Annotated in this window: 14 protein-coding genes; 8 read left to right on the top strand and 6 right to left on the bottom strand. The window is 62.6% G+C overall.

The annotated features are described in order from the left end of the window. Positions 1–3: 3 nt before the first annotated feature. The 5 genes from ABM562_RS01530 to ABM562_RS01550 all read right to left on the bottom strand — a co-directional run bounded on the left by ABM562_RS01530 (position 4) and on the right by ABM562_RS01550 (position 5,016). Complete coding sequence (locus ABM562_RS01530; protein ID WP_115086015.1) at positions 4–963, bottom strand: AAA family ATPase; 960 nt, start codon at positions 961–963, stop codon at positions 4–6. A 237-nt stretch (positions 964–1,200) separates the two neighbouring features. After that, positions 1,201–2,529, bottom strand: coding sequence for an MFS transporter (locus tag ABM562_RS01535; RefSeq protein WP_115086016.1), 1,329 nt, complete (start codon positions 2,527–2,529; stop codon positions 1,201–1,203). A 45-nt stretch (positions 2,530–2,574) separates the two neighbouring features. Continuing rightward, on the bottom strand, positions 2,575–3,768 hold the full coding sequence (lhgO, locus tag ABM562_RS01540; RefSeq protein WP_115086017.1) for an L-2-hydroxyglutarate oxidase: 1,194 nt from the start codon (positions 3,766–3,768) through the stop codon (positions 2,575–2,577). A 108-nt stretch (positions 3,769–3,876) separates the two neighbouring features. Beyond that, complete coding sequence (locus tag ABM562_RS01545) at positions 3,877–4,587, bottom strand: FadR/GntR family transcriptional regulator (protein WP_134061857.1); 711 nt, start codon at positions 4,585–4,587, stop codon at positions 3,877–3,879. A 75-nt stretch (positions 4,588–4,662) separates the two neighbouring features. Beyond that, complete coding sequence (locus tag ABM562_RS01550) at positions 4,663–5,016, bottom strand: hypothetical protein (protein ID WP_258578145.1); 354 nt, start codon at positions 5,014–5,016, stop codon at positions 4,663–4,665. Between the two features lie 347 nt (positions 5,017–5,363). On the opposite strand from ABM562_RS01550, the gene ABM562_RS01555 reads away from it, so the two are divergent. After that, the gene (locus ABM562_RS01555) at positions 5,364–10,229 is read left to right on the top strand and encodes an NAD-glutamate dehydrogenase (protein WP_134061861.1); all 4,866 of its coding nucleotides are present in this window, start codon (positions 5,364–5,366) and stop codon (positions 10,227–10,229) included. 165 nt (positions 10,230–10,394) lie between these two features. Here the strand turns inward: ABM562_RS01555 and ppsR are convergent, their stop codons facing one another. Continuing rightward, on the bottom strand, positions 10,395–11,213 hold the full coding sequence (gene ppsR / locus ABM562_RS01560; RefSeq protein ID WP_115086020.1) for a posphoenolpyruvate synthetase regulatory kinase/phosphorylase PpsR: 819 nt from the start codon (positions 11,211–11,213) through the stop codon (positions 10,395–10,397). 176 nt (positions 11,214–11,389) lie between these two features. On the opposite strand from ppsR, the gene ppsA reads away from it, so the two are divergent. The 7 genes from ppsA (at position 11,390) to sigX (ending at position 18,428) form a co-directional block, all read left to right on the top strand. After that, positions 11,390–13,765, top strand: a complete 2,376-nt coding sequence (ppsA, locus tag ABM562_RS01565; protein ID WP_115086021.1) for a phosphoenolpyruvate synthase — start codon at positions 11,390–11,392, stop codon at positions 13,763–13,765. A gap of 107 nt (positions 13,766–13,872) precedes the next feature. Continuing rightward, complete coding sequence (locus ABM562_RS01570; RefSeq protein WP_115086022.1) at positions 13,873–14,862, top strand: alpha/beta fold hydrolase; 990 nt, start codon at positions 13,873–13,875, stop codon at positions 14,860–14,862. 197 nt (positions 14,863–15,059) lie between these two features. Next, positions 15,060–15,548 carry a ribonuclease E activity regulator RraA gene (gene rraA, locus ABM562_RS01575; protein ID WP_115086023.1) on the top strand — a complete coding sequence of 163 codons (489 nt, stop codon included), beginning with the start codon at positions 15,060–15,062 and terminating at the stop codon, positions 15,546–15,548. A gap of 28 nt (positions 15,549–15,576) precedes the next feature. Beyond that, the gene (locus tag ABM562_RS01580) at positions 15,577–16,572 is read left to right on the top strand and encodes a zinc transporter ZntB (protein WP_115086024.1); all 996 of its coding nucleotides are present in this window, start codon (positions 15,577–15,579) and stop codon (positions 16,570–16,572) included. A gap of 99 nt (positions 16,573–16,671) precedes the next feature. Continuing rightward, positions 16,672–16,920: a CrfX protein gene (locus ABM562_RS01585; RefSeq protein WP_115086025.1), complete on the top strand. Its 249-nt coding sequence runs from the start codon at positions 16,672–16,674 to the stop codon at positions 16,918–16,920. A gap of 2 nt (positions 16,921–16,922) precedes the next feature. Next, entirely contained in the window at positions 16,923–17,747 is an 825-nt protein-coding gene (locus ABM562_RS01590; protein WP_038994250.1) for a mechanosensitive ion channel family protein, read from the top strand. 114 nt (positions 17,748–17,861) lie between these two features. Beyond that, positions 17,862–18,428: an RNA polymerase sigma factor SigX gene (gene sigX, locus ABM562_RS01595; RefSeq protein ID WP_010223317.1), complete on the top strand. Its 567-nt coding sequence runs from the start codon at positions 17,862–17,864 to the stop codon at positions 18,426–18,428. Positions 18,429–18,473 lie beyond the last annotated feature (45 nt).

Raw genomic sequence — 18,473 nt, forward strand, 5'->3', positions numbered from 1 at the left:
GGTTCAGGCGACGGCGACGACGTCGAGGATGCGCTGGATCACCCGGTCCTGGTCAATCCCGGCGGCCTCGGCCTCGAAGGAAAGAATGATGCGGTGGCGCAGCACGTCGAACAGCACCGCCTGGATGTCTTCGGGGCTGACGAAGTCGCGCCCGGCCAGCCAGGCATGGGCCCGCGCGCAGCGGTCGAGGGCAATCGAGCCACGGGGGCTGGCGCCGTATGCGATCCAGTCGGCCAGCTCCAGGTCGTACTTGGCCGGGGTGCGGGTGGCCATGACCAGTTGCACCAGGTACTCCTCCACCGCATCGGCCATGTACAGGCCGAGGATTTCCTTGCGCGCGGCAAAAATCGCTTGCTGGCTGACCCGGCGCTCCGGCTTGGTCTCGCCGTTCAGGGCCTCGCCGCGGGCCTGCAGGAGGATGCGGCGCTCCACGGCGGCGTCCGGGAAGCCGATCTTGACGTGCATGAGGAAGCGATCGAGCTGGGCTTCGGGCAGCGGGTAGGTGCCTTCCTGCTCGATCGGGTTTTGCGTGGCCATTACCAGGAACAACGGCGACAGCTCGTAGGTACTGCGCCCGACGCTGACCTGGCGCTCGGCCATGGCTTCGAGCAGCGCCGACTGGACCTTGGCCGGGGCGCGGTTGATTTCATCGGCCAGCACCAGGTTGTGGAAGATCGGTCCCTGCTGGAACACGAAGCTGCCGGTTTCCGGGCGATAGATTTCGGTGCCGGTGATGTCGGCCGGGAGCAGGTCGGGGGTGAACTGGATACGATGGAACTCGGCTTCGACACCTTCGGCCAGTTCCTTGATGGCCTTGGTCTTGGCCAGGCCCGGGGCGCCTTCGACCAGCATGTGGCCGTCGGCGAGAAGCACGATGAGCAAGCGCTCGACGAGTTTTTCCTGGCCCAGGATCTGGGTTGAAAGAAAGGTGCGCAGCGCGATCAGCGCCTCACGGTGTTCCATCGTTGAAGGTTCCTGGGAAAAAGCCAGGGCGTGCGGCGTAAAAGCACCCAGGCGGGGGCTGATACTTTAATGCATCCGGAGGGCTGGCGACTAACGGCAGCAGGGAAATTTGTTCAAATCGCAAAGTCAGGGGCTGCTGCGCAGCCCATCGTCGGCAACGCCAACTCCCACAGGGATCGCGCTGACCCTGTGGGAGCTGGCGTTGCCAGCGATGCAAGGCAGAGCCTTGCCGGTCACTCAGTTCTTGAAGCTGGAATGCTTGCGCCCCTGGTCACACAGGGCAAACACCACCACCAATACCGCTGCCACCACCAGGATCAGCGCCACGCCATCAGTGGAGTGGGTCGCCGAGTTGGCCACCAGCGCCAGGCCACCCAGCGGTGCCAGGCCGCCAGCCACGGCCGTGCCGATCTCGCGCCCGGTGCCAAAGCCCGAAGAGCGGGTCTGGGTCGGGAACTGGCGGCTGAGGAACGAGCCCTGAGGGGCGAACATCATCGGTGCGAGGATGCCGGTACCGATGGCAATCGCCAGGTAGATCATCATCGGCTCGCCAGTGTTGAGCAGGGCCAGGAACGGGTAGGCGAACAGCACCGAGAACAGCCCGCCGAACATCAACACGGTCTTGCTGCTCCATTTGTCGCACAGCCAGCCGAAGAACGGCACGGCAATGATGGCCACCAGGCTGGCGATGGTCACCGACAGCGAGGTGACATGGGCTTCGACGCCCTTGTACTGGGTCAGGTAGGCCAGCGAGAAGGTCTTGAAGATGTAGCTCAGGGCGTTGTAGCCGATGGCCACGAAGAACACCACGGCCAGGCCCTTGAGGTCGTTGCGAAACAGCAGCTTGAGCGGCGATACCTGCTCCTTGGCCGGGGTTTTGTCGAGCTCTTTGAAGTCCGGGGTTTCCGGGATGCTTTTGCGCACCCAGAGGCCGACGCCGACCAGCACGATGCTGCAGATGAACGGGATGCGCCAGCCGCCGGAAAGCAGGAACTCGTTGCCGTTCATGGTCAGCAGGTAGACGGTCAGCGACGACAGCAGCAGGCCCAGGTTCAGCCCCAGCGCCGGCCAGGCGCCCTGGCTGCCGCGCTTGCCTTCGCTGGCGTGCTCATAGGAGGTCACCGCTGCGCCAGACAGCTCGGCGCCGGCGCCCAGGCCCTGGATGATGCGCACCAGCACGAGGATGATCGGCGCCCAGATGCCGATCGAGGCGTAGCTGGGGATCAGGCCGATCAGGGTGGTGCACACGCCCATCATGCAGAAGGTGATGACCAGCACCTGCTTGCGCCCGAAACGGTCGCCCAGGTAGCCGAACAACACGCCGCCGAAGGGCCGGGCGATAAAGCCAATGGCGAAGGTGGAAAACGCCAGCAGCGAGGCCACCGCCGGGTTGCTCGGGTCGAAGAAGATCTTCGAGAAGACGATTGCTGCCATGGTCGCGTACAGGTAGAAATCGTACCACTCCAGCATCGAGCCGAAGATGGTCGCGGCGGCGACCTTGCGCAGGCGTTTGCGTTTCTGTTCCGGGGTTTCGGTCGCGGCCGTGGCCGCCTCATGTACCGACATGTGAGGTTTCCTTTTTTGTCTTTGTAGTTAGGTGTGCAGCAGGATTCAGCGGGCCTTGAAAATTCTTTCGGCGATCATCTGGCCGATCGGGATGGCCGAGGTGGCCGCCGGCGACGGTGCATTGCAGACGTGCACCATGCGCGGGGTCTCGGCGAACAGGAAGTCATGCACCAGGGTGCCGTCGCGCATCACCGCCTGGGCGCGGATGCCGGCTTCATAGGGCTGCAGGTCTTCAACATTCAGCGATGGGCAGTATTTGCGGCATTGCTCCAGGTAGCCGCTTTTGAACAGCGAGTTCTTCATCTCGGCAGTGCCGGAGCCGAGGTTGTTCCAGATGGTTTTCCAGAACCCCGGGAAGCGCGCGTATTCGGCCACGTCGCGCCAGTTCACCGAGAACTTGCGGTAGTTTTCCCGGCCCAGGCCCAGTACGGCGTTGGGCCCGACGGTAACGCTGCCGTCGATCATCCGCGTCAGGTGCACGCCAAGAAACGGCAGCTCCGGGTCGGGGATCGGGTAGATCAGGTGGTTGACGATGTCGTTCTTGGTCGCTGGCAGGCGGAAGTATTCGCCGCGAAAGGGGATGATCTGGTGGTCGATCTTGACCCCGGCCAGGGCTGCCAGGCGGTCCGATTGCAGGCCGGCGCAGGCCACCAGCTGGCGGGCGCTCCAGACCTTGTCGTCGCTGCTGATGGTGACCTTGTCGGCGGTCTCGACGATGGCCCGCACGGTGGTCTGCAGCTGCACTTCGCCGCCGAACCTCTGGATGACCCGGGCCATGGCTTCGCAGACCTGCTTGTAGTCGACGATACCGGTGGCATCGAGGAACAGGCCGCCGAGGCCGACGATGTTCGGCTCGCGCCGTTGCAGTTCCTTGGCATCCAGCTGCTCGACCTTCAGACCGTTCTGCTGCGAACGCTCATAGAGGGCGTGCATGCGCTCGACTTCCAGCGGCGTGGATGCCACCAGCAGCTTGCCGCAGACGTCGAACTTGATCTGGTGCTCGGTGCAGAACTCCTTGGTGGCCTGGGCACCGCGCTTGCACAGGTCGGCCTTGAGGCTGCCCGGGGCGTAGTAGATCCCCGCGTGGATCACGCCACTGTTATGCCCAGTCTGGTGTTTGGCCAGGCTGCTTTCTTTTTCGAGAATCAGCAAGGATGCGCCCGGTTGGCGCTCCAGCAGGGCCATGGCGGTGGCGAGGCCGACGATGCCGCCGCCGATGATGCAGTAGTCGTAGATCATGCAGGTGTCACCTTGGCGTGTTCTTATCAGAGAATCTGCTTATCAGGTTGTCAGACTAAGTAGGTCAAACAAAAGGGCGCCATGCAGCAGCGCCCGCTTATAGGGGGGTCAGTCGATACTCGGCAGGTCCAGTTTCAGGCGTTTGGCCGAGGCCCGCAGGTGTGCTTCGGCGCAGGCTGCGGCGGCAAGCCGGTCGCCATCGGCGATGGCCTGGTACAGCGCCTGGTGCTCGCGGTGGGCATCGGCCGAACCGCCCACCGAATGCGCCGCGGAGTTTTCCCAGGCGGTGCGACGAGCGGCGGCCAGTTGTCCACGCAGAAAATCATGGAAGGCGACGAAATAATCGTTCTTGCTGGCTTCGGTGATGGCGCGGTGAAACTCGACATCGGCGGCGGCTGCCACGGCAAAGTCGCTGCGCTTGTCGAGCATCTCCTGCAGGGCCTTGCTCATGCGTGCAAGGTCGGCGGCGTCACGGCGCTGGGCGGCCACCGAGGCGGCCTGGGTCTCGATCCACAGGCGCACTTCGAACATCTGCACCAGGTCCGGGCTGCGGCCTTGCGCAGAAGGGAAGCGGAATACCGTGCCGGTCGGGGTTTGTGAAATGTACGAACCCAGGCCGCGGCGGGCGATCAGCACTCCGTCAGCCTTGAGCTGGGCCACGGCCTCGCGCACCACCGAGCGGCTGACGTTCAATTGCTCGGCCAGTTGCTGTTCGGTGGGCAGGCGCGATTCGGCTGCCAGGCGACCGGAATCGATTTCGGCGCGGATGGCGCCGACAACCCGTTCAACCAGGGTGTCGGGGCGCTGAAGCTCAAGCATGAGGGGTGGCTCATTAATCAGGTTGTCAGACAATGCCTTTTGCAGCGGTTCCTTGTCAAGAAACCGCGTGGGCGATTACAGCTCGCTGACGTAGGTGCCGGTGCCCTTGAGGATGTTCTGCAGGGTTTCTTCGACTTCGGCAAGGTCGGTGCCGTCGGAAGTCAGGGTAATCTCCAGGTGATCGTCGCCTTTGAACACATCGGCATCGCCTGGCGCCACTTCGATCAGCAAACGCTTGGCGCTGAGGCTGACCTTGAGGCCGTCGAGGGTGCTTGGCTCGTCATCCAGGGTGATGTCCACCGTGTCTTCGTCCGGATAGCGCGTCATGAGGAACATCTGGCCCTTGTCGCTGTGGCAGCACAGGGTGGCCATGTTGTCTTCTTCATCATCGCAGGGGGTGGCGAAGAGCAGGGCGGTCTTGAATTGCATGAGCAGCTCGATCAATAAGTTGAAACACGATTCTGCCAGTCTTCGGCCTGTGGATAAACGTGCGGTTTCACCTCAATGACCGAATATGTCGCAGCACCGCAAGCAGGGGCGGGCGGGCACTCGTTAAGCTGCGCTGTCGATGGACACCCGTAAAGACACAGCCCGTTCGGCAGTCGTTTTTGCAGATGCCCATCCGTGGAGCGGGAAGATGTGACTTACAGGTCACCTCGAGCGCCTGTTTCTATGGTTTTACCGTCCTCCTGCTACGGGTTGGCTATCGTTGATCCGTACACGGCGGACGCGCGCGACGCTTCACTCAATAATAAAGCCCAAGCGGAGTACCACAGATGGCGTTTTTCACCGCAGCCAGCAAAGCCGACTTCCAGCATCAACTGCAAGCGGCCCTGGCGCAGCACATCAGCGAACAGGCACTGCCACAAGTGGCGCTGTTCGCCGAACAGTTCTTCGGCATCATCTCTCTGGACGAACTCACCCAGCGCCGTATGTCGGACCTGGCCGGTTGCACCCTCTCTGCCTGGCGCATCATCGAACGCTTCGATCACACCCAGCCCCAGGTTCGCGTCTACAACCCCGATTACGAGCGTCATGGCTGGCAGTCGACCCACACCGCGGTCGAAGTCCTGCACCATGACCTGCCATTTCTGGTCGACTCGGTGCGCACCGAGCTCAACCGCCGCGGCTACAGCATCCATACCCTGCAGACCACCGTACTGAGCGTGCGTCGCGGGGCGAAAGGCGAGCTGCTGGAAATCCTGCCCAAGGGCACCCAGGGCGAGGGCGTGCTGCAAGAATCGCTGATGTACCTGGAGATCGACCGCTGCGCCAACACCGCCGAGCTCAACGTGCTGACCCGTGAGCTTGAGCAGGTGCTGGCTGAAGTGCGCGTTGCCGTCGCCGACTTCGAACCGATGAAGGTCAAGCTGCGCGAGGTCGTGGCGCTGGTCGAGCAGACCGCCTACGCCCCGGCGCAAAACGAAAAGGCCGAGGTCAAGGCATTCCTCGAGTGGCTGCTGGGCAACCATTTCACCTTCCTCGGCTACGAAGAATTCGTTGTCCATGGCGACGCCCAGGGCGGCCAGTTGCAATACGACGAGCAGTCGTTCCTCGGCCTGACCCGTATGCTGCGAGCCGGTCTCACCGCCGAAGACCTGCGCATCGAAGACTACGCCGTCAATTACCTCAACGAGCCGCTGCTGCTGTCCTTCGCCAAGGCCGCGCACCCAAGCCGCGTGCACCGTCCGGCCTACCCGGACTACGTGTCGATCCGCCAACTGGATGCCGACGGCAAGGTCATCAAGGAATGCCGCTTCATGGGCCTGTACACCTCCTCGGTGTATGGCGAGAGCGTGCGCGCGATTCCGTACATCCGTGGCAAGGTCGCCGAAGTCGAGCGCCGCTCGCACTTCGACCCCAAAGCCCACCTGGGCAAGGAACTGGCCCAGGTCCTGGAAGTGCTGCCGCGTGACGACCTGTTCCAGACGCCGGTCGACGAGCTGTTCAGCACCGTCATGTCGATCGTGCAGATCCAGGAGCGCAACAAGATTCGCGTGTTCCTGCGCAAGGACCCGTACGGCCGTTTCTGCTACTGCCTGGCCTACGTGCCGCGCGATATCTACTCCACCGAGGTACGGCAGAAGATCCAGCAGGTGCTGATGGAGCGCCTGAAGGCCAGCGACTGCGAGTTCTGGACTTTCTTCTCCGAGTCGGTGCTGGCCCGCGTGCAACTGATCCTGCGCGTCGATCCGAAAAACCGCATCGACATCGACCCGCAGCAGCTGGAAAACGAAGTGATCCAGGCCTGCCGTTCGTGGCAGGACGACTACGCCAGCCTGACCGTCGAAAGCTTCGGCGAAGCCCAGGGCACCAACGTCCTGGCCGACTTCCCGAAAGGCTTCCCGGCCGGTTACCGCGAGCGTTTCGCCGCCCATTCGGCGGTGGTCGACATGCAGCACCTGATGACCCTGTCCGAGCGCAAGCCGCTGGTGATGAGCTTCTACCAGCCGCTGACCCAGGCTGGTAAACAGCAGTTGCACTGCAAGCTGTACCACGCCGATACGCCGCTGGCGCTGTCGGACGTGCTGCCGATCCTGGAAAACCTCGGCCTGCGCGTGCTCGGCGAGTTCCCGTACCGCCTGCGCCATGCCAACGGCCGCGAGTACTGGATTCATGACTTTGCCTTCACCGCCGCCGAAGGCCTGAACCTCGACATCCAGCAGCTCAATGACACCCTGCAGGATGCCTTCGTGCACATCGTCAATGGCGATGCCGAGAACGACGCCTTCAACCGCCTGGTGCTGACCGCCGGCCTGCCGTGGCGCGACGTGGCGCTGCTGCGTGCCTACGCCCGCTACCTCAAGCAGATCCGCCTGGGCTTCGACCTGGGTTACATCGCCAGTACCCTGAACAACCACACCGACATCGCCCGCGAGCTGACCCGGTTGTTCAAAACCCGCTTCTACCTGGCGCGCAAGCTCACCAGCGACGACCTCGACGACAAGCAACAGCGTCTGGAACAGGCCATCCTGACCGCTCTGGACGACGTCCAGGTGCTCAACGAAGACCGCATCCTGCGTCGCTACCTGGACCTGATCAAGGCCACCCTGCGCACCAACTTCTACCAGACCGACGCCCTGGGCCATAACAAGTCGTACTTCAGCTTCAAGTTCAACCCCAAGCTGATCCCCGAGTTGCCCAAGCCGGTGCCGAAGTTCGAAATCTTCGTCTACTCGCCACGGGTCGAGGGCGTGCACCTACGCTTTGGCAACGTCGCCCGCGGCGGCCTGCGCTGGTCGGACCGCGAGGAAGACTTCCGTACCGAAGTGCTGGGCCTGGTAAAAGCCCAGCAGGTGAAGAACTCGGTGATCGTGCCGGTTGGCGCCAAGGGCGGTTTCCTGCCTCGCCGCCTGCCGCTGGGTGGTAGCCGTGACGATATCCAGGCCGAAGGCATCGCCTGCTACCGGATCTTCATTTCCGGCCTGCTGGACATCACCGACAACCTCAAGGATGGCGCCCTGGTGCCGCCGGCCAACGTCGTGCGTCATGACGACGATGACCCGTACCTGGTGGTGGCTGCCGACAAAGGCACCGCGACCTTCTCCGACATCGCCAACGGCATTGCCATCGACTACGGCTTCTGGCTCGGCGATGCGTTCGCTTCCGGTGGTTCGGCCGGTTACGACCACAAGAAAATGGGCATTACCGCCCGTGGCGCCTGGGTCGGCGTGCAGCGTCACTTCCGTGAGCGCGGCATCAACGTCCAGGAAGACCCGATCACCGTGGTCGGCGTCGGCGACATGGCCGGTGACGTGTTCGGCAACGGCCTGCTGATGTCCGACAAGCTGCAACTGGTGGCGGCGTTCAACCACCTGCACATCTTCATCGACCCGAACCCGGAGCCTGCCAGCAGCTTCGCCGAGCGCCAGCGCCTGTTCGATCTGCCGCGTTCGGCCTGGAGCGACTACGACACCAGCATCATGTCCGAAGGCGGCGGGATCTTCCCGCGCAGCGCGAAAAGCATTGCGATCACCCCGCAGATGAAAGAGCGCTTCGCCATCGAAGCCGACAAGCTGACCCCGACCGAGCTGCTCAACGCACTGCTCAAGGCGCCGGTCGACCTGCTGTGGAACGGCGGTATCGGCACCTACGTCAAGTCCAGTGAAGAAAGCCACGCCGACGTCGGCGACAAGGCCAACGACGCCCTGCGCGTCGACGGCAACGAGCTGCGTTGCAAGGTGGTGGGCGAGGGCGGCAACCTCGGCATGACCCAGCTGGGCCGGGTCGAGTTCGGCTTGAACGGCGGCGCCACCAACACCGACTTCATCGACAACGCCGGTGGCGTGGACTGCTCCGACCACGAGGTCAACATCAAGATCCTGCTCAACGAAGTGGTGCAGGCTGGCGACATGACCGAGAAGCAGCGCAACCAGCTGCTGGGCAGCATGACCGACGAAGTGGCCGGCCTGGTGCTGGGTAACAACTACAAGCAGACCCAGGCATTGTCCCTGGCTGCGCGTCGGGCCAAGGAACGCATCGCCGAGTACAAGCGGTTGATGGCTGACCTCGAAGGCCGTGGCAAGCTGGACCGCGCCATCGAGTTCCTGCCGACCGAAGAGCAACTGGCCGAGCGCCTGGCCGCTGGCCAGGGCCTGACCCGTGCCGAGCTGTCGGTGCTGATCTCCTACAGCAAGATCGACCTCAAGGAGCAGTTGCTCAAGTCGCTGGTGCCGGACGACGACTACCTGACCCGCGACATGGAAACCGCGTTCCCGCCGTCGCTGGTGAGCAAGTTCGCCGAGGCCATGCGTCGCCATCGCCTGAAACGCGAGATCGTCAGCACCCAGATCGCCAACGATCTGGTCAACAACATGGGCATCACCTTCGTTCAGCGCCTGAAAGAGTCCACCGGCATGAGCCCGGCGAACGTCGCCGGCGCCTACGTGATCGTGCGCGATATCTTCCACCTGCCGCACTGGTTCCGTCAGATCGAGGCGCTGGACTATCAGGTCCCGGCTGAAATCCAGCTGACCCTGATGGACGAGCTGATGCGCCTGGGCCGCCGTGCGACCCGCTGGTTCCTGCGCAGCCGTCGCAACGAGCAGGATGCTGGCCGCGACGTGGCGCACTTCGGTCCGAAGATCGCCGCGCTGGGGCTGAAGCTCGATGAACTGCTCGAAGGGCCGACCCGCGAGCGCTGGATGAGCCGTTACCAGGGCTTCGTCGAAGCTGGTGTACCGGAGCTGCTGGCGCGCATGGTGGCCGGTACCACGCACCTGTACACCCTGTTGCCGATCATCGAAGCCTCCGACGTCACCGGCCAGGACCCGGCCGAAGTGGCCAAGGCCTTCTTCGCCGTTGGCAGCGCCCTGGACCTGACCTGGTACCTGCAGGAAATCAGCAACCTGCCGGTGGAAAACAACTGGCAGGCCCTGGCCCGCGAAGCCTTCCGCGATGACATCGACCTGCAGCAGCGGGCGATCACCATCTCGGTGCTGCAGATGGACGATGCACCGGAGGACATGGACGCCCGGGTGGCCCTGTGGCTGGATCAGCACCGGGTCATGGTCGTGCGCTGGCGCGCCATGCTCGACGAGCTGCGTGCCGCCATCGGTACCGACTACGCCATGTACGCGGTGGCCAACCGCGAGCTGGTGGACCTGGCCCTGAGTGGCCAGGCGATGGTGGTGCCGTCTTAAGCGGCTAGCTTTAAGCTACAAGCTGCAAGTGGAATGCGTTGTTTCCGCTTGCAGCTTTCAGCTTGCTACTCATGCAAGCTAGCAACTTTCTCACCAACAGCGCCGCCTGCTTTTTCTTGTCGCTTGCAGCTTGCAGCTTGCAGCTTGCAGCTTGAGGCGCCCAGCCTACTTGAATCGGCGCTCTACGCCTTTCTCGACCAGAATCTTCGCCGCAATCTCTTCCACGGAGAAATGCGTGGAGTTGATGTGCGCAATGTTCTCGCGGCGGAACAGGTTCTCCACTTCACGCACCTCGAACTCGCACTGGGCAAAGCTTGCGTAGCGGCTGTTGGGCTTGCGCTCGTGGCGGATGGCGGTCAGGCGGTCGGGGTCGATGGTCAGGCCGAACAGCTTGTGCTGGTGGTTTTTCAGGGCCTGGGGCAGTTGCAGGCGCTCCATGTCGTCTTCGGTCAACGGGTAGTTGGCCGCGCGGATACCGAATTGCATGGCCATGTACAGGCAGGTCGGAGTCTTGCCGCAGCGCGACACGCCGACCAGGATAAGATCGGCCTTGTCGTAGTAGTGGGTGCGCGCGCCGTCGTCGTTGTCGAGGGCAAAGTTGACCGCCTCGATGCGCTCCATATAGTTGGAGTTGCCGCCGATCGAGTGGGATTTGCCCACCGAATACGAGGAATGGGCGGTCAGTTCCTGCTCCAGCGGGGCCAGGAAGGTCGAGAAGATGTCGATCATGAAACCGTTGGAGGTGGCCAGCACCTCGCGGATATCCTGGTTGACGATGGTGTCGAAGATGATCGGACGGACACCGTCCTTTTCAGCGGCGCTATTGATTTGTTGTACCATCGTCCGCGCTTTTTCTACGCTGTCGATGTACGGACGCGTGAATTTATTGAACGGAATGGTATCGAACTGCGCTAGAAGACTTTGTCCCAGCGTCTCGGCGGTAATGCCGGTGCCATCGGAGATAAAGAAAGCAGATCGTTTCATTTGCGCCTTGGGCCTTAAGCTGGTGACGAATCTTGGATATGATAGGTTCGGTTTACCGAACACTGCGTTCGGCATTCTCACTTATTTTCCAGGTCCAGGCCACAAGCGCCCGGCCAAGCCAGAGCTGGCAGGCGGGCGACCTGAGCTTTTCCAACACAGTTAGTGGAGAGATCACCTTGGTAGAGTACGTAGTTTCCCTCGATAAGCTCGGCGTCCATGATGTAGAGCATGTGGGGGGCAAGAACGCATCCCTCGGCGAGATGATCAGTAACCTCGCGGGCGCCGGTGTCTCGGTCCCCGGCGGCTTTGCCACTACGGCTCAGGCGTATCGTGACTTTCTCGAGCAGAGCGGCCTGAACACCCAGATCCACGCCGCCCTCGACGCGCTGGACGTTGACGACGTCAACGCCCTGGCCAAGACCGGTGCGCAGATCCGCCAGTGGATCATGGAAGCCGAGTTCCCCGAGCGCCTGAACGCCGAGATCCGCACCGCCTTCGCCGCAATGTCCCAGGGCAACCCGAACATGGCCGTGGCCGTGCGCTCCTCGGCCACCGCCGAAGACCTGCCGGATGCCTCGTTCGCCGGCCAGCAGGAAACCTTCCTGAACATCCGCGGCGTCGACAATGTCATCCGCGCCGCCAAGGAAGTGTTCGCCTCGCTGTTCAACGACCGCGCCATTTCCTACCGCGTGCACCAGGGCTTCGACCACAAGCTGGTGGCCCTGTCGGCCGGCGTGCAGCGCATGGTCCGCTCCGAAACCGGCACCGCCGGCGTGATGTTCACCCTCGACACCGAGTCGGGCTTCCGTGACGTGGTGTTTATCACCGGCGCCTATGGCCTGGGTGAAACCGTCGTCCAGGGTGCGGTCAACCCCGACGAATTCTACGTGCACAAAGGCACCCTGGAAGCCGGCCGCCCGGCGATCCTGCGTCGCAACCTGGGCAGCAAGGCGATCAAGATGGTCTACGGCGAAGAAGCCAAGGCCGGTCGCTCGGTCAAGACCGTCGATGTCGACAAGGCCGACCGCACCCGTTTCTGCCTGACCGACGCCGAAGTCAGCGAGCTGGCCAAGCAGGCGATGATCATCGAGAAGCACTACAAGTGCCCGATGGACATCGAATGGGCCAAGGACGGTGACGACGGCAAGCTGTACATCGTTCAGGCCCGCCCTGAAACCGTGAAGAGCCGCGCCCAGGCCAACGTCATGGAGCGTTACCTGCTCAAGGAAACCGGCACCGTGCTGGTCGAAGGCCGTGCCATTGGCCAGCGCATCGGCGCCGGCAAGGTGCGGATCATCAAGGACGTCTCGGAGATGGACAAGGTCCAGCCCGGCGACGTACTGGTTTCGGACATGACCGACCCAGACTGGGAGCCGGTGATGAAGCGTGCCAGTGCCATCGTTACCAACCGTGGCGGGCGTACCTGCCACGCGGCGATCATCGCCCGTGAGCTGGGGATCCCGGCGGTGGTCGGTTGCGGCAACGCCACCCAGCTGCTCAAGGATGGCCAGGGCGTGACCGTGTCCTGCGCCGAAGGCGATACCGGCTTCATCTTCGAAGGTGAGCTGGGCTTCGACGTGCGCAAGAACTCCGTCGACGCCATGCCGGAGCTGCCGTTCAAGATCATGATGAACGTTGGCAACCCGGATCGCGCCTTTGATTTTGCCCAGCTGCCCAACGCCGGTGTCGGCCTGGCGCGCCTGGAATTCATCATCAACCGCATGATCGGCGTGCACCCCAAGGCGCTGCTCAATTACGCCGGCCTGCCTGCCGAGCTCAAAGAGAGCGTCGACAAGCGTATTGCCGGCTACAACGACCCGGTCGGCTTCTACGTCGAGAAACTGGTCGAAGGCATCAGCACCCTGGCCGCGGCGTTCTGGCCGAAAAAGGTCATCGTGCGCCTGTCGGACTTCAAGTCCAACGAGTACGCCAACCTGATCGGCGGCAAGCTCTACGAGCCGGAAGAAGAAAACCCGATGCTGGGCTTCCGCGGTGCTTCGCGCTACATCAGCGAAACCTTCCGTGACTGCTTCGAGCTCGAGTGCCGCGCCCTCAAGCGCGTGCGCAACGAGATGGGCCTGACCAACGTCGAGATCATGGTGCCGTTCGTGCGCACCCTGGGCGAAGCCAGCCAGGTCGTCGACCTGCTCGCTGAAAACGGCCTGGCCCGTGGCGACAACGGCCTGCGCGTGATCATGATGTGCGAGCTGCCGTCCAACGCCATCCTCGCCGAAGAGTTCCTCGAGTTCTTCGACGGCTTCTCCATCGGTTCCAACGACCTGACCCAGCTGACCCTGGGCCTGGACCGCGACTCGGGGATCATTGCGCACCTGTTCGACGAGCGTAACCCTGCTGTCAAGAAGCTGCTGGCCAACGCCATCCAGGCCTGCAACAAGGCGGGCAAGTACATCGGCATCTGCGGCCAGGGCCCATCCGACCACCCGGACCTGGCCAAGTGGCTGATGGAACAGGGCATCGAAAGCGTCTCGCTGAACCCGGACTCGGTACTCGAGACCTGGTTCTTCCTGGCTGAAGGCCAGGCCGCGAACTGATGCGCTGAACCGGAACCTTCACCCGGCCCTGGCGCCAGTGAAGGTTCCGACCGTATTCCAGGGCGTGTTCCAGTGATGGATCTCGCCCTTTTTTGTGCAAGAACCCTATGCAAAGCAGCAGTACCCTTTTTCCCGTGGCCTTGCTCAGTGCCGAGCGCCGTGGCGACCTGAGCGAGGACGTGTACCGGATCAAAGCCGGTAACAGCCCGGATCGCAGCGTGGAGCTGGCGCTCACCCGCCTGGGCATGGCCGATCAAACCGAGGTGCGTGGCACCCCGGTCATCCTGCTGCACGGCAGCTTTTCCAACCGGCGCTTCTGGTATTCGCCCCGGGGCATTGGCCTGGGCGCCTATCTGGCACGCGCCGGTTTCGATGTGTGGATCCCGGAGATGCGCGGCCACGGCCTGTCGCCGCGCAATCATGGCTACCGGCACAACCGCGTGGCCGACTACGCCCGTTACGACCTGCCGGTGATTGCCGCATTCGTCTGCGAGCAGGCCGGCCAGCCGGCGCACTGGGTCGGCCACTCGCTGGGCGGTACTACCCTGGCGGCAGCCCTGGGCGGCCAGTACCTGGGGGCCGAACAGGTGGCCAGCGTGGCGTTTTTCGGCACCCAGGTCAGCCGTACTTACTGGCCGCTGAAGTTGCCGCCGGTGGAGTGGGGCGGGCGCCTGCTGCTCAAGCGCTTTGCGCAAATCTCCGGTTCGCGGCTCAAGCGCGGGCCGGAAGACGAGCCGATTGGCCTGGCGCTGGAAAGCATGCGCTGGTTCGGCCTGTTTGGCCGCTTTGGCGACAAGGACCGCGACTGGTGGGCGGGCCTGGCCGAGGTCAATGTGCCGGTGCTGGCCGTGGCCGGCGCGGGTGATCATCAGGACCCGGTATGGGCCTGTCGCAAGCTGTTCGAGCAACTGGGCAGCGAGCACAAGCAGTTTGTCCGCCTGGGCCGCGAGGCAGGGTTCGACAACTTCGGGCACGTCGACATGCTGGTCAGCAAGCCGGCGCAGGCACAGGTCTGGCCACTGGTTGAGCGCTGGTTGCAGAATCCGCTGGCGCCTTTGCTGCCCGAGGCGGCGCAGGCCGTTTCGCCGGCGAGCTGATGCCGCTAAGATATGACGACTGTGAAGGGTTTGGTCATTTTTTGGTTTTTTCAGTGTGCATCTGTTCGCTGAATGCGCTGCCAAGGTGACCGCACCGGCAGCGACGTGTAGCCTTGGGGCTAAAGCCGCATCGCTGGGCCTCGTTCACTGAGTGAAACTGCGACATTCATCGTCTCGATAATCGACAGGAGTTTCCCATGCATTACATCACCCCCGATCTGTGCGACGCCTACCCGGAACTGGTGCAGGTGCTGGAGCCGATGTTCAGCAACTTCGGTGGCCGCGACTCCTTCGGGGGTGAGATCGTTACCATCAAGTGCTTCGAAGACAACTCGCGGGTCAAAGAGCAAGTCGAGCTCGATGGCAAGGGCAAGGTCCTGGTGGTCGACGGCGGCGGTTCGCTGCGTCATGCCTTGCTCGGCGACATGCTGGCCGAGAAGGCGGCGAAGAATCACTGGGAAGGCCTGGTGATCTATGGTTGCGTGCGTGATGTCGATGTCCTGGCGCAGACCGACGTTGGCGTGCAGGCCCTGGCCAGCCACCCGCTGAAGTCCGTCCGCCGTGGCATCGGCGAGGTCAACGTGGCGGTGACCTTTGCCGGTGTGACCTTTCGTCCAGGCGAATACATCTACGCCGACAACAACGGCGTGATCGTCTCGCCAAGCCCGTTGAAAATGCCTGAGTAAAGCTCTGAAACCGGTCGGTGGGGTAGGGATGTTCGAGGAAGAAAACGCGCAATGGGGGCTGGTGCATGCCCTGGTGCTGGATGGAAAAGGCGGTGCCCGTGCAATCGCCCGAACTGAACTGGACGCCCTTGCCCTGCAGCCCCAGGAAAGCCTGTGGCTGCACTGGGACCGCAGTCACCCGCAGACCCGCACCTGGCTGCGTCACGACAGCGGCCTGAACGAGTTCGCCTGCGACCTGCTGCTGGAGGAAAACACCCGTCCGCGCCTGCTGCCACTGCCGGAGGCGCAGATGCTGCTGTTTTTGCGCGGGGTCAATCTCAACCCCGGTGCCGAGCCTGAAGACATGGTTTCGGTGCGGATCTTCGCCGAGGCCCAGCGGGTGATCTCGCTGCGCCTGCGGCCGTTGCGCGCCAGTGATGAACTGCTGCAGCAACTGGCCGAAGGCCGCGGGCCGAAAACCGCTTCCGAGCTGCTGCTGAGCATGGCGCAACTGTTGACCGAAAAGGTCCAGGCGCTGATCAGCGACCTGTCGGAAGTGGTCGATGCCGAGGAAGAGAAGCTTGAAGCCGACAAACGCTATGCCCCGGACCAGGGCAGCCTGCAGCAGATCCGCCGACGGGCGGCCGGATTGCGGCGATTTCTCAATCCGCAGCGGGAAATCTACGCGCAACTGGCGCGCAACAAGTGGAGCTGGTTCGCCGCAGACGACGCCGACTACTGGAACGAACTCAACAACAGCCTGACCCGCTACCTGGAAGAGCTCGAGCTGACCCGCGAACGCGCGGCTCTGGTGCTCGAAAGCGAAGACCGGCGCCGCAGCGAGCGGATGAACCGGACCATGTACCGTTTCGGCATCATCACTTGCATATTCCTGCCCATGAGCTTCGTGACCGGGCTGTTGGGCATCAACGTCGGCGGCATTCCAGGCTCCGACAGCCCGTACGGCTTTCTCTTCGCCAGCCTGCTGGTGCTGACCCTGGCGTTGGGGCAATGGTGGCTGTTTCGCCGCCTGCGCTGGGTGTAAAGATGAAATTTGTGAACATGCAGTCACAAACTGCCTGGCCGGTTCATGTGACCCGTTGTGTGGCGACCTCGTCTTTGACAGATATTGCGCGAGGTGCCCATGCACGATCCGTTTGAAGAATCCCTGCGAGACCTGCTCAAGGCATCGCCGTCCGGCCAGGACCGCGACGACGATGCCTGCCTGGGCCGGGTCCTGAAAACCGCCAACCGCCAGGTTGGCGCGGGCGATCTGTTCAGCCTGCTGGGCCGCTGGAGCCAGGCGCTGATGATTGCCGTGAACAATGGCTCGGCGCATGTTGCGCCGGTGCGCCGTAACGCTACCGTTCGTAAAGCTGATAAGGCCGATTGAATATGGAACTTGATCTCTGGACCCAGAGCCTGGTCACCGCGATGACAGCGTTGTGGACCAAAGTGGCGAACTTTATCCCCAACCTGTTCGGCGCTCTGGTTGTGGTGCTGCTTGGTTTCGTCGTGGCCAAGCTGCTCGACACCCTGCTGTCGAAACTGCTGGCCAAGCTCGGCCTGGATCGCCTGATGGGCGGCACCGGCCTGACCAAGATGCTCAGCCGGGTCGGCATCCAGGTGCCGATCTCGACCCTGATCGGCAAGATCGTCTACTGGTTCGTGCTGCTGATTTTCCTTGTTTCCGCCGCTGAGTCCCTGGGGCTTGAGCGCGTCTCGGCCACACTCGACATGCTTGCCCTGTACCTGCCGAAAGTGTTCGGCGCGGCGCTGGTGCTGCTGGCGGGCGTATTGCTGGCGCAACTGGTCAACGGCCTGGTGCGCGGCGCCGCCGAAGGCATCGGCCTGGAATACGCCGCTGGCGTAGGGCGGATCGCCCAGGGCCTGGTCATTATTATCAGTATCTCGGTGGCAATCAGCCAGCTCGAGGTCAAGACCGACCTGCTCAATCACGTGATCGTCATCGGTTTGATTACCGTTGGTCTGGCCGTGGCGCTGGCCATGGGCCTGGGCAGCCGGGAAATTGCCGGGCAGATTCTCGCCGGAATTTACGTGCGTGAGCTTTATCAAGTGGGCCAACAAGTGCGGATTGGAGAGGTCGAAGGGCAGATCGAGGAGATCGGCACGGTCAAGACGACCCTGCTGACCGACGACGGCGAGCTGGTGTCGTTGTCCAACCGGATTTTGCTCGAGCAGCGAGTCAATAGCCGCTAACCGGGCAAATCCTGCTAATGTATGCCGCCGCAAAAATACCCCAGGCAGGGGTATGCGGCGACATTGACCTGACTGTCGGCCAGATCCGTTTTGAATAAAGTTCACTCGCTGCCCATGCGTTACGACCCCCGCGAGCTCACCGATGAGGAGTTGGTGGCGCGTTCGCATGAGGAGCTGTTTCATGTTACTCGCGCGTATGAGGAGCTCATGCGCCGCTACCAACGAACTCTTTTTAACGTCTGTGCACGTTATTTAGGGAACGATCGGGACGCTGACGATGTCTGTCAGGAGGTGATGCTCAAGGTGCTCTATGGGCTGAAGAACTTCGAGGGCAAATCGAAGTTCAAGACATGGCTCTACAGCATCACCTACAACGAATGCATCACCCAGTACCGCAAGGAGCGGCGCAAACGTCGACTGATGGATGCCTTGAGTCTTGATCCACTCGAGGAGGCCTCGGAAGAGAAGGCGCCAAAACCGGAAGAGAAAGGCGGGCTGGACAAATGGCTAGTGCATGTCAATCCGATTGACCGCGAGATTCTGGTGCTTCGATTTGTCGCAGAACTGGAATTTCAGGAAATCGCCGATATCATGCATATGGGCCTGAGCGCAACGAAAATGCGGTACAAGCGTGCGCTTGACAAGCTACGTGAGAAATTTGCGGGCCTCACTGAAACTTAGTGGCGCGCAAATATCTCTAACGTACCGGCAAGTTCTGCTAGACTT

It is taken from the genome of Pseudomonas sp. ZL2 (assembly GCF_054788455.1).

Coding starts and splice junctions, on each gene's coding strand:
- ABM562_RS01530 (WP_115086015.1), bottom strand. CDS start 963: ATGGAACACCGTGAGGCGCTGATCGCGCTGCGCACCTTTCTTTCAACC.
- ABM562_RS01535 (WP_115086016.1), bottom strand. CDS start 2,529: ATGTCGGTACATGAGGCGGCCACGGCCGCGACCGAAACCCCGGAACAG.
- lhgO (WP_115086017.1), bottom strand. CDS start 3,768: ATGATCTACGACTACTGCATCATCGGCGGCGGCATCGTCGGCCTCGCC.
- ABM562_RS01545 (WP_134061857.1), bottom strand. CDS start 4,587: ATGCTTGAGCTTCAGCGCCCCGACACCCTGGTTGAACGGGTTGTCGGC.
- ABM562_RS01550 (WP_258578145.1), bottom strand. CDS start 5,016: ATGCAATTCAAGACCGCCCTGCTCTTCGCCACCCCCTGCGATGATGAA.
- ABM562_RS01555 (WP_134061861.1), top strand. CDS start 5,364: ATGGCGTTTTTCACCGCAGCCAGCAAAGCCGACTTCCAGCATCAACTG.
- ppsR (WP_115086020.1), bottom strand. CDS start 11,213: ATGAAACGATCTGCTTTCTTTATCTCCGATGGCACCGGCATTACCGCC.
- ABM562_RS01570 (WP_115086022.1), top strand. CDS start 13,873: ATGCAAAGCAGCAGTACCCTTTTTCCCGTGGCCTTGCTCAGTGCCGAG.
- rraA (WP_115086023.1), top strand. CDS start 15,060: ATGCATTACATCACCCCCGATCTGTGCGACGCCTACCCGGAACTGGTG.
- ABM562_RS01580 (WP_115086024.1), top strand. CDS start 15,577: ATGTTCGAGGAAGAAAACGCGCAATGGGGGCTGGTGCATGCCCTGGTG.
- ABM562_RS01585 (WP_115086025.1), top strand. CDS start 16,672: ATGCACGATCCGTTTGAAGAATCCCTGCGAGACCTGCTCAAGGCATCG.
- ABM562_RS01590 (WP_038994250.1), top strand. CDS start 16,923: ATGGAACTTGATCTCTGGACCCAGAGCCTGGTCACCGCGATGACAGCG.
- sigX (WP_010223317.1), top strand. CDS start 17,862: ATGCGTTACGACCCCCGCGAGCTCACCGATGAGGAGTTGGTGGCGCGT.